Annotated in this window: 14 protein-coding genes; 13 read left to right on the forward strand and 1 reads right to left on the reverse strand. The window is 66.4% G+C overall.

The features are described from left to right. Positions 1 to 13: 13 nt before the first annotated feature. From ACLF6J_RS00940 to ACLF6J_RS00960, 5 genes are read left to right on the forward strand one after another with little or no spacing between them, the layout of a single operon-like run. Positions 14 to 238: a hypothetical protein gene (locus ACLF6J_RS00940; protein ID WP_047519875.1), complete on the forward strand. Its 225-nt coding sequence runs from the start codon at positions 14 to 16 to the stop codon at positions 236 to 238. A 6-nt stretch (positions 239 to 244) separates the two neighbouring features. Beyond that, positions 245 to 850, forward strand: coding sequence for a nicotinate-nucleotide adenylyltransferase (gene nadD / locus ACLF6J_RS00945; RefSeq protein WP_047519877.1), 606 nt, complete (start codon positions 245 to 247; stop codon positions 848 to 850). Next, positions 847 to 2,070, forward strand: coding sequence for a hypothetical protein (locus tag ACLF6J_RS00950; protein WP_134351437.1), 1,224 nt, complete (start codon positions 847 to 849; stop codon positions 2,068 to 2,070). Before nadD ends, ACLF6J_RS00950 begins: the two co-directional genes overlap by 4 nt. Continuing rightward, complete coding sequence (gene rsfS, locus ACLF6J_RS00955) at positions 2,070 to 2,450, forward strand: ribosome silencing factor (RefSeq protein ID WP_047519881.1); 381 nt, start codon at positions 2,070 to 2,072, stop codon at positions 2,448 to 2,450. The genes ACLF6J_RS00950 and rsfS overlap by 1 nt, the downstream gene beginning before the upstream one ends. A gap of 1 nt (position 2,451) precedes the next feature. Next, positions 2,452 to 3,141 carry an SDR family oxidoreductase gene (locus tag ACLF6J_RS00960; protein WP_134351435.1) on the forward strand — a complete coding sequence of 230 codons (690 nt, stop codon included), beginning with the start codon at positions 2,452 to 2,454 and terminating at the stop codon, positions 3,139 to 3,141. Between the two features lie 18 nt (positions 3,142 to 3,159). Here the strand turns inward: ACLF6J_RS00960 and ACLF6J_RS00965 are convergent, their stop codons facing one another. Further along, positions 3,160 to 4,815, reverse strand: coding sequence for a dipeptide ABC transporter ATP-binding protein (locus ACLF6J_RS00965; protein ID WP_208526468.1), 1,656 nt, complete (start codon positions 4,813 to 4,815; stop codon positions 3,160 to 3,162). Between the two features lie 169 nt (positions 4,816 to 4,984). Between ACLF6J_RS00965 and ACLF6J_RS00970 the strand changes: the two genes are divergently transcribed. The 8 genes from ACLF6J_RS00970 to ACLF6J_RS01005 all read left to right on the forward strand — a co-directional run bounded on the left by ACLF6J_RS00970 (position 4,985) and on the right by ACLF6J_RS01005 (position 13,223). Beyond that, positions 4,985 to 6,190, forward strand: a complete 1,206-nt coding sequence (locus ACLF6J_RS00970; RefSeq protein ID WP_131491222.1) for a dipeptidase — start codon at positions 4,985 to 4,987, stop codon at positions 6,188 to 6,190. Further along, complete coding sequence (locus tag ACLF6J_RS00975) at positions 6,190 to 7,809, forward strand: ABC transporter substrate-binding protein (RefSeq protein WP_134351431.1); 1,620 nt, start codon at positions 6,190 to 6,192, stop codon at positions 7,807 to 7,809. Before ACLF6J_RS00970 ends, ACLF6J_RS00975 begins: the two co-directional genes overlap by 1 nt. Positions 7,810 to 7,841: 32 nt before the next feature. Further along, positions 7,842 to 8,804 carry an ABC transporter permease gene (locus ACLF6J_RS00980; RefSeq protein WP_047519888.1) on the forward strand — a complete coding sequence of 321 codons (963 nt, stop codon included), beginning with the start codon at positions 7,842 to 7,844 and terminating at the stop codon, positions 8,802 to 8,804. Then, on the forward strand, positions 8,801 to 9,700 hold the full coding sequence (locus ACLF6J_RS00985) for an ABC transporter permease (RefSeq protein ID WP_231554951.1): 900 nt from the start codon (positions 8,801 to 8,803) through the stop codon (positions 9,698 to 9,700). The genes ACLF6J_RS00980 and ACLF6J_RS00985 overlap by 4 nt, the downstream gene beginning before the upstream one ends. 9 nt (positions 9,701 to 9,709) lie before the next feature. After that, complete coding sequence (locus ACLF6J_RS00990) at positions 9,710 to 10,888, forward strand: M24 family metallopeptidase (RefSeq protein WP_134351429.1); 1,179 nt, start codon at positions 9,710 to 9,712, stop codon at positions 10,886 to 10,888. A 26-nt stretch (positions 10,889 to 10,914) separates the two neighbouring features. Further along, positions 10,915 to 11,814, forward strand: a complete 900-nt coding sequence (locus ACLF6J_RS00995) for an alpha/beta fold hydrolase (protein WP_134351427.1) — start codon at positions 10,915 to 10,917, stop codon at positions 11,812 to 11,814. Positions 11,815 to 11,837: 23 nt separating this feature from the next. Beyond that, entirely contained in the window at positions 11,838 to 12,845 is a 1,008-nt protein-coding gene (locus ACLF6J_RS01000; protein WP_232761694.1) for an Lrp/AsnC family transcriptional regulator, read from the forward strand. A 93-nt stretch (positions 12,846 to 12,938) separates the two neighbouring features. After that, positions 12,939 to 13,223, forward strand: a complete 285-nt coding sequence (locus ACLF6J_RS01005; protein ID WP_047519894.1) for a hypothetical protein — start codon at positions 12,939 to 12,941, stop codon at positions 13,221 to 13,223. The last annotated feature ends 11 nt before the right edge of the window (positions 13,224 to 13,234 follow it).

The raw sequence follows: 13,234 nt of genomic DNA on the forward strand, positions 1-13,234 counted from the left end.
AAACGGAGTCAGGATGAACCTCGTCGCACAGATCGCGATGGCCGCTGCCGAAACCGAGCACCACGGCAACGTCGCGCTCGAAACGGTGATCTTCGGAGTCATCGCCGCGATCGTGTTCGCCTTCCTCGCGCTGGTGACCCTGTCTTACAAGAACGTCGCCAACCGGCACTCGGCGAAGGCGGAGGCCTGGGCGGCGAAGCACGGCAAGGACGGCCACGAGGCGGGACACGGCCACTAGGCCCCCATGAGCGACGCTGCGACCCCGCGCACCCCGCGCATCGGCGTGATGGGCGGTACGTTCGACCCCATCCATCACGGCCACCTGGTCGCAGCGAGCGAGGTCGCGAACTCCTTCGGGCTCGATGAGGTCGTCTTCGTCCCCACCGGGCACCCGTGGCAGAAGTCGGGCGTCTCGCCGAGCGAACACCGCTACCTGATGACCGTGATCGCCACCGCTTCGAACCCGCAGTTCACCGTGAGCAGGGTCGATGTCGACCGCGAGGGCCCGACCTACACGATCGACACGCTGCGTGACCTGAAGAAGGATCGGCCGGATGCGGAGCTCTTCTTCATCACCGGCGCGGATGCCGTGGCGCAAATTCTCAGTTGGAGGGACCATGATGAGCTGTGGGAGTTGGCCCACTTCGTCGCGGTCTCTCGGCCAGGACATGTCCTGAGCACAGACGGCCTCCCGAGCGACAACGTCAGCCAACTGGAAGTGCCGGCGCTGTCGATCTCGTCGACGGACTGCCGTGAACGCGTTCGCGACGATCAGCCGGTCTGGTATCTGGTCCCTGATGGGGTCGTACAGTACATCGCGAAGCATCATCTGTATCGGAGCAAGGCATGAGTACATCGGATCAGCAGGGGCAGGGTCCGCTGACGCGCAAGCAGTTGCGAGAGATCCGGTTGACGGGTTCCACCCCGGTGATCTCCTCGGAGGAAGCCGCTGCGGCGGCCGAAGCGGCACCGCCCGCGCCCCCGCTCCCGCCCCCGCTCCCGCCTGTCGTCGCACCCGCAGAGGTCGAAGAGTCCGCCGCGGCGGAACCGGACGCGGCACCGCGGTCGGCCCCCGACGCCGACGAAGGCAGCGTCGAGTCGAAGCGCGGTGAAGCCCCGCTGACCCGACGCCAAGCGCGTGAGCTCGAGAAGGTCCGGACCGCGTCGGTACCCGTCGTGGAGGCGGAGGTCACGGAAGAGGCCGACGTCGAAGAGCCGTCTGAGACGACGGCCGGTGCGGACGAGGCAGCGGAGATCGTCTCGGGGATCCCGACCTTCATCTCCGTGAACGAAGAGCCCGGCGACGCCGACGACGATGATGCGGACGACGAGGTCGCTGTGGCGCCGGTCAGTGCGTCCGTCGCGGCGGATGCTGTGGGCGACGTCCCCCTCGAAGCCGAAGCCGAAGCCGAAACCGAAGCCGAAACCACGGAAGAACCGGCCGAACAGCCCGTGACCGACGACGTCGAAGCCGTTCTCGGTCTCACGACCGACGGCGACGACCAGGCGGCCGATGAGGATGTCTTGGCCGATGTGGGTGCTGACGACGAACCCATCGAGGAGCGTCCCACGGTCAACTCCGCGTTCGGCGAGGGAATCCTTGCGGATGCCTCCGATGCACATGCGCCGTTCCGTCCGTCGTTCGACGAACTGCTCGCCGTCGGCGATTCCACCGGTTCGCAGCACTCCGCTCCGAACGCTCTGATCTTCACCCCGTCGCCGGGGGAGGGTTCGCTCTCGGGGCCCGTCGCGTCCACGGGCGAGATCCTGGTCACCGGGTCTTATGAGCTCCCGCAGGGCATGGGCTCGCAAGGACATGCACTCGGAACGACCGATGGCAAGGACATCGACGCTGTCCTCATCGACGGGGAGCTCCCGCCGGCGTCCTCGCCCACACCGATCGCCGCGAGTTCGGCGATCAGTACCATCAAGCCCGCGGGTGAGGTCATCCGACCTCCTGCCCCCGAGAAGGGGAACCGACTGATGGTGACCCTCGCCATCATCGCCGGCGGCCTCGCCCTCGCGATCGGCGTCGTTCTCGTCATCGCCTTCACCACGAAATTGATTTGATGCAATCACCTGAAACTGCCGAAGAGATGCTGCGCCTCGCAGCACAAGCCGCCGTCGACAAGGGCGGTGAGGACCTCGTCGCGCTCAACGTCTCCGAGCCCCTCCCGCTCGTCGACATCTTCCTTCTCGTCACCGGGAACAGTGAGCGGAACGTCGCCGCTATCGCCGATGAGATCGAAGACCGTCTGATCGAGTCTGGGCACAAGCGTGTCCGTCGCGAGGGTCGTGCGGAGGCCCGGTGGGTCCTGCTGGACTTCGGAGACCTGATCGTGCACGTCTTCCACCAGGAAGAGCGCGTGTACTACGGCCTCGAGCGTCTCTGGAAGGATTGCCCCGTCGTTCCGATCGACGTGGTCGAGCCCGCCGCAGACGCCAGCTGACATGCCCACGCACCTCATCACCGGTGCAGGGTCCGGCATCGGAGCGGTCCTCGCCCGTCGTCTTCGGGATCGCGGGGATGACGTGGTCGCCCTCGTGCGCGACGCCGGGCGTGCCCGGGAGGTCGCGGCGGCGCTACCGGGCGTTCGTGTGCTCGTCGGCGACCTCGCGCAACCGGGCCGTCTGTCGTGGGCGCTCTCGAAGCAGCAGCTCCCGGATCGCATCGACTCATTGATCCATGTCGCGGGAGTCGTCGATCTCGGCGCGGTGGCCGACCTGCCGCCCGCGCTCTGGGAGCAGCAGCTCGCGGTGAACCTCGTCGCGCCAGCCGAACTCACACGTCTCCTGCTTCCGGTCCTCCGTGTGTCGCAGGGACAGATCGTGTTCGTGAACTCCGGTGCGGGACTCCGCGCCCACGCCGGCTGGTCCGCCTATGCGGCGTCGAAGCATGGGCTCCGCGCTCTCGCTGATGCGCTGCGGGCCGAAGAGGCGCAGCACGGTGTTCGCGTCACGTCGATCTACCCGGGGCGTACGGCCACCCCGATGCAGGAGCGCGTGCATCAGCAGGAGGGGCAGGACTACGACGCCGAGCGATTCATCACGCCGGAGTCTGTCGCCACGACGATCCTGACCGCACTCGACCTCCCGCGCGACGCGGAGATCACCGACCTCACGGTGCGACCGAGCCGCTGACCCGGCGCCGGGTCGGGGTCAGGCCGTCAGCCGTGTGCGACGGGCGAGCATGCCGCGATCGGCGCGCGTCTGCGGGGGAATCGCCGAAAGGAGCGACCGCGTGTACGGGTGCTCGGGACGACGGTAGACCTCTTCCGTGTCTCCGATCTCGACCAGGTTGCCCAGGTACATCACCGCGACGCGATCGGCGATATGACGCACGAGCGAGAGGTCGTGTGCGATGAAGACGATCGACATGCCCAGGCGTTCACGCAGGTCGCACAGCAGGTCGATGATCTGCGCGCGGATCGAGACATCCAGCGCAGACACCGGTTCGTCGCACACCAGGACGTCGGGGTCGAGGGCGAGCGCCCTCGCGATACCGATCCGCTGACGTTGACCGCCCGAGAACTGGTGGGGGAATCGCGAGCCCATCTCCGGAGTCAGGCCCACGAGTTCGAGCAGCTCTGCGACACGTGCACGTCGGGTCGCCGGTGTCCCGGTATGAGTGGCGGCGAGTGGTTCCGCGATGATCTGCTGCACGGTCATCCGTGGATTCAGCGACAGGTACGGGTCTTGGAACACCATCTGCACTCCGCGTCGCAGGATCTTCCGGTCGCGCAGTCGTCCCTTGGTCACGTCCTGATCGCGGTAGCGCAGGGTGCCCGCGTCGGGGGAATCCAGACCCACGAGCATGCGCGCCAGTGTGGACTTGCCACTGCCTGATTCGCCGACGACTGCCAGGATCTCGCCGTGTCGGAGCTCGAGGTCGACACCGGCGACCGCGGCGACGCGATGCGCGCGGCGACCACTGCCCGAGCGGAACGTGCGCTCCAGGCCGCGTCCTTCGAGGATGGGGGCGCCACCGTCGTCTTCTGCGGCGGCGCTCACATCCCGCGGCATCGAGTTCAGCAACTGCACCGTGTACGGATGCTGCGGCTTCGTCAGCACCTCATCGGCGGACCCTGACTCCACGATGCGTCCGGTGCGCATGACCGCGACCTGATCGGCGACCTCCATCACCACACCGAGATCGTGCGTGATGAGCAGGATGCCCATCCCCAGCCGCTCGCGCAAGGAGAGCAGCAGGTCGAGGATCTGCGCCTGCACCGTCACATCGAGCGCGGTCGTCGGTTCATCCGCGATGATGAGATCAGGATCCAGTGCGATCGCCATGGCGATCAGGATGCGCTGGCGCTGACCGCCGGAGAACTGGTGCGGATAGTCGTGCACGCGCTTGTCGGGGGTGGGGATACCGACGAGGGTCAACAGCTCGACCGCGCGTGCTTCGGCAGCGCGGCGGCCGATGCTGCGATGAGCGCGGAGGAGGTCGATGATCTGGTCGCCGATGCTGAGGACCGGGTTCAAAGCGGAAAGGGCATCCTGCATGACCAGGCTGACGCGCACGCCACGCAGGCGTCGATGCTGCTCGGCGGAGAGGGAGAGGAGGTCGGTTCCGCTCAGCGACATGGTCGATGCCTCGACGTCTCCGTCGTCGAGGAGTCCCATGATCGCGCGTGCGGTCATCGACTTGCCCGAGCCTGACTCACCGAGCAGCGCGAACACCTCGCCGCGTCGCACGACGAGATCGATGTCGTCGACCACGCGGTGCCGGCGTCCCTCGCCGGTGAGGGTGACGGTGAGTCCCTTCACGTCCAGGACCACGGCGTTCTGGGGGGCGGATGTGTTCTCCATGGATGCCATCATGCCAGCATCCTGGCTCTGAAATGTTTCGAACAGGAAACATTTCAGCCGAAGATAATCACGAGGGTTGACTTCTGTGCCGAATTCCTTCAGATTCGAGGAATCTCCCGCTCGTCGATCGGGAGTGGCACCCGCATCATCGAACCGAAGGAGCGCATTCGTGCTCGAACAAGCTGGCCGGTATACCGGCTACACCGCGTACGACTATCTCGAAGCCGGCAAGGACTACCGCGAGTTCCGCTACGCCCCGCAGATCGGCCGCGTGCCGGCGTATGACCTCGGGCTGAGCGACGCCCAGCAGGAACGCACCGAGCGTCTGCTCCGCGAGGAGACCGTGATCTCCCTGCACGAGCATGTGCAGGTGTTCCCCGAGGACATGGGCGAGCTGCGCGACCACATCCGCCAGGGCCGCGAACCCACCGCCTACCAGGGCCTGGCCCGCTCGGGTCTCACGGCCGTGTTCGACAACGGCATGGACGGCACCTGCTGCATCTCCAGTGACGCCGGATGGAAGTACCAGGACGTGCTGTTCGACCTCGGTGTGCGCATGGCCGACCTCGCGCACCAGGACTTCGTGATCAAGGCCGAGTCGATCAAGGACATCCGCCACGCCGCTGAGACCGGCCGTGTCGCACACATCTTCGCTCTCGAGGCCTCGACGATGATCGAGAACGAGGTCGACCGCCTCGACGTCCTCTACGGCTTCGGCGTGCGTCAGATGGGCATCGCCTATTCCGAGGCGAACATGCTCGGCGGTGGGCTCAAGGAGCGCGGCGACGGCGGTCTGACGTACTTCGGCGAGCGCGCCGTCGAGCGGATGAACAAGCTCGGCATCGCGATCGACATCTCCCACTCCGGAGACCAGACGTGCCTCGACGTGATCGCCCACTCCACCAAGCCGGTGTTCATCACACATGCCGGTGCGCGCGGGCTGTGGCCGACGAACCGCATGAAGACCGATGAGACGATCATCGAGTGCGCGAAGCGCGGCGGCGTGATCGGTATCGAGGCGGCCCCGCACACGACGATCTCGCCCCAGCACCCGCGGCACTCGCTGGAGTCGGTCATGGATCACTTCCAGTACTGCGTCGACCTGGTGGGCCTCGAGCACGTCAGCTTCGGTCCCGACACGCTGTTCGGCGATCACGTGGGCCTGCACGACGCGTTCTCGTCGAACCTGTCGCTCGGACAGGCGCACGCCAACGTCGACTACGAGAAGCAGCCGTACGTCGACGGCATCGAGAACCCGGCCGAGGCCTTCTACAACATCATCGGCTGGCTCGTGAAGCACGACTACTCCGACGACGAGATTCGCGCCGTCGTCGGAGGGAACACCCTGCGCGTACTCGAGGAGGTCTGGGTCTGATGAAGTACAGCAAGTTCCTCGCCCTCGGTGCGGCCGCGGCTCTCGCCGTCGGTCTCGCCGCGTGCGCCCCGTCTGCGCCGGAACCGGGGGAGTCGTCCGGCTCCTCCGGCCCCAGCGAGGAGACGATCAGCATCGGCACGACGACGGACGTCGTGAACTTCAATCCGGTCCTCGGCAACAGCCGCACGGACTCGTGGATCACGAACCTGATGTATCCGCATCTGCTGAGCATCAGTGACGACGGCACCAAGGAAGCGCATGTCGCCACCGACTGGGGCTACGTGGATGGCACCACCGGCTTCTACGAGATCCGCGACGATCTGACCTGGAGCGACGGCGAGCCCCTGACCGCCGAGGACGTCGCGTGGACGCTCAACGCCGTCAAGCGCGACCAGGCACCCGGCACGTTCTACGGACAGCTGGGCAACCTCGACACCGCGACCGCCGTATCGGACACGAGGGTCGAGCTCTCGCTCACCCAGCCGGACTCGTCGATCATCGAGGAGATCGGGTTCTGGGGTGTCGTCGTTCCGCAGCACGTGTTCGAGCCGCAGGGGTCGATCGCGGAGTTCGCGAACGACGGCAGCGACGGCGGCTGGGTCGGCATGGGGCCCTTCATCATGAGCGACTTCCAGGTCGGCCAGCACTACACCCTGGAGCGCGTGGAGGACTATCCTCTCGTCGAGGGCGGAGTGCCCGGACCCGCAGAGGTCGTGTACCGCGTGTATCCCGACGTGAACACCGAGATCCTGGCGCTGCAGAGCGGCGAGATCGACGTGATCGCGAACGCGTTGCCGCCGGCGCAGGTCGAACAGCTCAGCAGCACCGACGGCCTGCAGGTCATGGAGGCGCCGGGACTCGGGTACGCCCACCTGGTCTACAACATGGACAAGCCCGACCTCGCGAAGACCGAGGTTCGCCAGGCGCTCGCCCACGCGGTCGACTACGACGCGATCCGCACCGTGGTGCTCCAGGGGCAGGCCGTCTCGACGGGTTCGAGTGCGCTGATGCCGGTGCTCGCGAAGTACTACGACGACTCGGTGAAGGAGTACGAGTTCGATCCCGAGAAGTCACGCTCCCTCATGGAGAAGGCCGGCTACACGGCGGACGCGAGCGGCAAGTTCCCCCTCTCGTTCCGGCTGATCTACTCGCTGCAGGACAGCGTGACCAGCCAGTGGGCGCAGATGGTGAAGGACAGCGCGGCGGAAGCCGGCATCACGATCGAGCTGCAGGGCACGGAGCGCAACACCTACCTCTCCATGACCAATGAGGGGGACTACGACATCTATGCGGGCAACTTCGCCATCATGGACGACCCGGTGACGAACTTCGCGCTCTCGTATCTCCCCGGCGGAGCGATCAACTACACCCACGTGGACGACCCCGACCTCAACGCGCTGATCGAGGAGGGCATGGTCACCTTCGAGGAAGACGAGAAGATCTCGATCATGCGCGAGGCGAACAAGATCGTGCACGAGCAGGTCTACGACAACATCATGTACACGCAGAATCTGTTCTTCGCGGCCAGCGATGAATGGGCCGGCTTCATCTCGAAGCCGAGCGAACTGCTCTCGATCGTGAACCCGCTCTCGCTCGCGAGCGCGTACCCGGTCGAGTAACCACCACTGCACTCTCGAGGAAGGTCGCCCGGGTGTCCCGAGCATCGTTCATTCTCCGTCGCGCAGGTCGAGGTCTGCTCACGATCTGGTTCGCCGTGACCGTGACGTTCCTGCTCCTGCGTCTGCTCCCTGGCGACCCGGCGCTGGCGCTGGCGAGCCCGAACATGACGGACGACATCCGGGCGACCATCCTCGAGCAGTACGGGCTGGACCAGCCCCTGATCGTGCAGTACGGGCTCTACATGTGGCAGCTGTTGCAGGGCAACCTCGGAATCTCGTTCACGCAGTCGATCCCGGTGACCGATGTGCTCATGCAACGGCTGCCGTGGACGCTGCTCCTGACCGTCACAGCCTTGGTGCTCACCATCGTCATCGGCGTGCCGCTCGGTGTCGCCGCCGCCTCCCACAAGGGACGGTTCATCGACAGGGCCGTGCAGGTCGTCGGGGTCACGGGACAGTCGCTGTTCGTCCCCAGTGTCGCGATCCTCCTGCTGTTCGTGTTCGGGCTGAACCTCGGCTGGTTCCCGATCGGCGGTGCCTACACCAACAACACCTACGGGTTCGATTGGTACCTCAGCGTCGCGCAGCACCTCGTCCTCCCCGCGGTGTCACTCATGCTCATCCAAGTCGGCTCGTACGTGCTCACCATGCGGTCGACACTCATCGAGACGCTCGGGGAGGACTACATCCTCCTGGCCAAGGCGAACGGCATCCGCGGCAGCCGCATTCTCTGGAAGCACGCGCTGCGCAATGCGCTGCTTCCCACGACCACGCTGATCGGCCTGCAGCTCGGATTCCTGGTCGGGGGCGCGGTGCTCACCGAGACCGTCTTCGCCTACCCCGGTATCGGCCGTGGCATCTACGAGGCGGTCACCCAGCTCGACTTCCCCGTGCTGCAAGGGGCCTTCCTCATGCTCGCCATCACCGTCGTGGTCGCGAACACGATCACCGACATCATCTACGGCTACCTGGACCCGAGAGTGAAGACCTCATGACCGCTCCGATGCCCTCCTCCGAGACCCTCGCACCGAGCGAACCGACCGCCACGGGCAGCGAACGGGCGAGCGCGCACACCTGGCGCGCGTTCCGCCGTGACCCGCTCGGGATGATCTCACTCGGCCTTCTGATCCTGCTCGTCGTCGTCGCGCTCGCTGCTCCGCTGATCGCGCCCTATCCGGCCAGCTACGGCCCCGACGTGCTGCGGCCGCCGAGCGGCGACCATTGGTTCGGCACCGACGCCCTCGGGCGCGACGTGTTCGCCGAAGTGATCTGGGGCACGCAGCAGAGCGTTCTCGTCGCGGTCGCCGCCTCACTGATCGCGATCGTCTTCGGCACGATCATCGCCGTGCTCGGCGCCTACTTCCGCAAGCTCGACAGTGTCATCAGCGTGATCGTCGACATGACGCTCTCGCTGCCGGTGCTGCCGCTCATGATCCTCATCGCCGCGCTCGTGGGGCCGAGCACGTCGACGATCATCTTCGTCGTCGCGGCGTTCTCGTGGCCGGAAGTGACCCGACTCGTGCGTTCACAGGCGCTGACCGTCGTCGGGCTGCCCTACGTCGATGCCTCGCGCCTGATGACCACCTCGCCGGTCTGGATCATCACGAAACACATCCTCCCCGCCGTGACCCCGGTTGTCGTGGTCTCGGTGGTCGTGACGGCGTCGCGGGCGGTGCTCTCGGCGGCGGGACTCGCCTTCCTGGGCCTCGGGGATCCGACCACCTGGTCCTGGGGGCGCATCCTCTACGAAGCGCAGCAGGCCGGTGCCATGGTGAGCGCCTGGTGGCTGACGCTCTTCCCCTCGATCGCGATCCTGATCCTGGTGCTCTCGGCCACGCTGCTCTCGATCGCCTACAACGACGCGCGCAACCCGCGCCACCTCGCCCGATAGGAGCCTGTGATGACCGAGTTCGACCAGCGACTCGCACCCGAGTTCTTCGACCGTGTGCAGACACGCGTGCGCGAGCGCATGGCCGAGGAAGGCTTCGACGCGTTCCTCACCGACAGTCCGGAGGACATCGCGTACCTCACCGGCTTCTTCCACCATCCGTCCGAGCGCCCCGTGGCGGTCTGGCTCGAAGCGACGGGCAGGGTCGTCATGCTGCTGCCGGAGCTCGAGCGCGAGTACGCCCAGTCCCAGTCCTCCCGGGCGGAGCTGGTCTCGTTCTTCGAGTTCCCCGGAGTCGTCGCACCGTTCGAGGTGCTGGCCCGTGCAGTCACACCGCGGGGCCGGGTGGGGTTCACCTCGACCATGCCGTATTCACGACTCGCGGCTGCACGAGAAGCGATGCCCGGTGCTGACCTCGTCGGGTCGGACTTGGTCACCCGCACCCGCTTCGTGAAGTTCCCCGAAGAAGTCGTGCTGCACCGCGAGGCCGCTCGCATCACCGATCGGATGCTCGACGCCGGTGTGGCGCTGGTGACGGAGGCCATCGGCGCCGGGGGAGACCTGCCGACCGAGGCCGAACTCGAACGTCACGTCACCGCGGCAGGCACGGGCATCATGTACGCCGAGCACCATAACGTGGTGGTGGCCGCGTTGCTCGCCGGTGGGCTCGTCTACTCGGGCGCGAACTCCGCGTTCCCGCACGGTCTTCCGTCGGTCAACCGCCTCAAAGCCGGCGACACGTTCATGCTGTCGCTGGGCTGCGCAGTCGGTGGTCGCTTCATCGAAGGCGAGCGCACCTTCGTGTTGGGCGAGCCCACAGCGGAGCAACGCCGTTTTCACGACACGATCCATGCGGCCCAGTTGCGTGGACGCGAGACCATCCGCGCCGGGCTCGAATGCCGTGAGGCGAACCGGCTGTGCCTCGACGTGATCCGCGATGCGGGTCTGGGCGAGTTCATCCGCCACCGCCAGGGGCACGGAATCGGCCTCGGCATGCACGAGGCTCCCTGGCTGGAGGACGGCGATCCCACGCCGTTGGAAGCGGGCATGGTCGTCTCGAACGAGCCCGGCATCTACGTACCGGGGCATGCCGGGTACCGCATCAGCGACAGCATGCTCGTGACCGACACCGGTGCCGAGCCGTTGACCTCCTTCCCCCGCAGCCTCGACGACTGCACCATCGCGCTCTGACGCCCCGGAATTCGAGAGAGAGAACCATGACGACCACCCCGCCGGTGTCCCCGGAGTTCGCCGCAGCCACCAGTGACCACGAATGGGTCGAGATCAACGGAAACCACCTGGCCGTCGAGGTACTGGGCCCAGAGGGTGCGCCGGTCATCATCACCCATCACGGCGCACCGGGGCTCGGGTCGCGCGCCGAACCGCGCGCCAGCTTCGGCCGCCTCGCCGACGAGTACCGCGTCGTGGCGTTCGATGCACGCGGCAGCGGGGTGAGCGAGGGCGAGGGGATCTACAGCCATGAACAGTGGGCTGCGGACATCGACGGGCTGCGGGAGTGGATCGGTGCCGAGAAGATCGTGATGGCGGGTGGCTCCTACGGTGGGTTCATGGCGATGGAATACGCCCTGCGGTATCCGGAGCGCGTGGCCGCGATCGTGCTGCGCGACACGTCGCCCGACAACTCCAACGCCCACCTCGCGCGCGAGAACGCCTTGGCCTCCGACCGCGTCACGATCGACATGGAGAAGTTCGACCGCATCGACGTGGGGCAGGTGTACGACGACGAGGACCTGAAGGACTGCTGGCGCGAGATCCTCCCGTTGTACGACTTCGTCTACGACCCGGAGGCCACCGAACGCAAAGTGCAGGCGACGCCGTATCGCTATCGCGCGCACAACTACGCCTTCTCGGTGAACCTCCCGAACTACGATCTCAAGCCGCGGCTGCCGGAGATCGGTGTGCCGACACTCATCACGGTGGGGCGGACGGACTGGATCACGCCAGTATCGTGTAGCCAGACGATCGCCGATCTCATCCCGGACTCCGAGATGGTGGTGTTCGAGAAATCGGGGCACTCCCCGCAGATCGAGGAGGCAGAGGCGTGGACGAAGACCGTGCGCTCGTTCCTGCACCGGGTGTACCCGCCGACCCGATGAGCAGCGTTCACCTGACGAGGGAAGTGAGCGATCTCGATCGACGGATCGTCGTCGCTCTGCAGCAGGACGGCCGGGCGAGCTGGACGTCGATCGCGGAGTTCGCGGGGGCCCCCGTCTCCACCGTGACCCGTCGCGGACAGCAACTGCTCGCCGAAGGGCTGGTCCGGGTGGGCATCGTGCCGACCCTGGGCAGCGAAGGGCACGTCGAGACTTTTTTCGTGCGCATCAATTGCACGCCCGGATCGCAGCTGACCGTCGCGCAGGCGCTGATCGGCTCGCCGTACGTGCGGTTCGTGACCCTGGTCACCGGAAAGTTCGACGTCTTCGCGGAGGTCGTCATCCCCGGCGACTCGGCGACCTATGCACACGTGCTCACGGATCTGCAGGCCATTCCGGGAGTCGAACGCTGGCGCAGCGACCTGGTCGTGCACACCTACAAGGTGAGCTTCGACTGGGGGCGACAGCTCTACGACGCCCATGCCGAAGCCGCGAGCGACCCGCAGTCGTACATGCCGGCGCCGAACACGTGTGATCCCACGCACTTCGACGATGCCGATCGTGCCATCGTGGAGGAGCTTCGCCACAACGGACGCGCGTCGTTCCAGTCGATCGGCGACACGCTCGACATGAACGAGAGCAGTGTGCGCCGTCGCTATGAGCGCATGCGCAACGCCGGGTGCCTGACCACGGTGACCATGGTGCCGGCGTCGGCGTTGGGCATGAGCGCGGAGACCCTGCTGATCCTGCGGGTCGAGCCGTCGCGGATCGCTTCCGTGGCGCAGACTCTGGCGCAGCACGTGTCCGTGCGATTCCTCGCGGCCGCGCTCGAGGAGAACTCGCTCTACTGCGAGATCATCCTGCCGAGCACCGAGACGCTGCACGACTTCCTCACCGGGACCATCGCGCACCTCAAGGGCGTCAGAGGCTGGAACGCGGCGATGGAGCTGGTCTTCATGAAGCGCGGTTTCATCGAGACGCCGTGGTGGCGGGCTCAGGTCGCCTCGGCGGGGTCTGCCGAGTCCGGGTCGTAGGCCGACGGCACCCTCGGCGCGTGGTGTCAAGGGGCTTCCGCGCCACGCTTGCGTGGCGCACTCTCTTCAGAGAGGAAGTCCTGGAGGGCCTACATGTCTGAACTGCCGGATCCGCGTTTCATGCTCAACCGCATCACGGCGTCGGAGTGGGTGATCAACGACCTTCGCTACTCGCCGAACGATCCGCGTCACGTGGTAGCGTGCGTGTACGAACTCGCCGAGACCGAAGTCGAGGTCACGTGGTTGCGCGATCTGCCGCTCGCGACACGCTACGGGACGGTGTTCGAGGTGCTCGAGGACGTCGAACGGTTGGGCGACTCGAATCGAGCGACACGCCCGATCTCCATCCCTGGTCAGCCACCGCTGCTGGCGACCTAGAGACCCTGCCG

Origin of the sequence: Microbacterium sp. IO18 (assembly GCF_049099505.1) — a bacterium.
Taxonomy (GTDB): domain Bacteria; phylum Actinomycetota; class Actinomycetes; order Actinomycetales; family Microbacteriaceae; genus Microbacterium; species Microbacterium aurugineum.

Bases quoted from the DNA above. Each gene is read 5' to 3' on its own strand.
- ACLF6J_RS00940 (WP_047519875.1), top strand. From the start codon at position 14: ATGAACCTCGTCGCACAGATCGCGATGGCCGCTGCCGAAACCGAGCAC.
- nadD (WP_047519877.1), top strand. From the start codon at position 245: ATGAGCGACGCTGCGACCCCGCGCACCCCGCGCATCGGCGTGATGGGC.
- ACLF6J_RS00950 (WP_134351437.1), top strand. From the start codon at position 847: ATGAGTACATCGGATCAGCAGGGGCAGGGTCCGCTGACGCGCAAGCAG.
- rsfS (WP_047519881.1), top strand. From the start codon at position 2,070: ATGCAATCACCTGAAACTGCCGAAGAGATGCTGCGCCTCGCAGCACAA.
- ACLF6J_RS00960 (WP_134351435.1), top strand. From the start codon at position 2,452: ATGCCCACGCACCTCATCACCGGTGCAGGGTCCGGCATCGGAGCGGTC.
- ACLF6J_RS00965 (WP_208526468.1), bottom strand. From the start codon at position 4,815: ATGGAGAACACATCCGCCCCCCAGAACGCCGTGGTCCTGGACGTGAAG.
- ACLF6J_RS00975 (WP_134351431.1), top strand. From the start codon at position 6,190: ATGAAGTACAGCAAGTTCCTCGCCCTCGGTGCGGCCGCGGCTCTCGCC.
- ACLF6J_RS00985 (WP_231554951.1), top strand. From the start codon at position 8,801: ATGACCGCTCCGATGCCCTCCTCCGAGACCCTCGCACCGAGCGAACCG.
- ACLF6J_RS00990 (WP_134351429.1), top strand. From the start codon at position 9,710: ATGACCGAGTTCGACCAGCGACTCGCACCCGAGTTCTTCGACCGTGTG.
- ACLF6J_RS00995 (WP_134351427.1), top strand. From the start codon at position 10,915: ATGACGACCACCCCGCCGGTGTCCCCGGAGTTCGCCGCAGCCACCAGT.
- ACLF6J_RS01005 (WP_047519894.1), top strand. From the start codon at position 12,939: ATGTCTGAACTGCCGGATCCGCGTTTCATGCTCAACCGCATCACGGCG.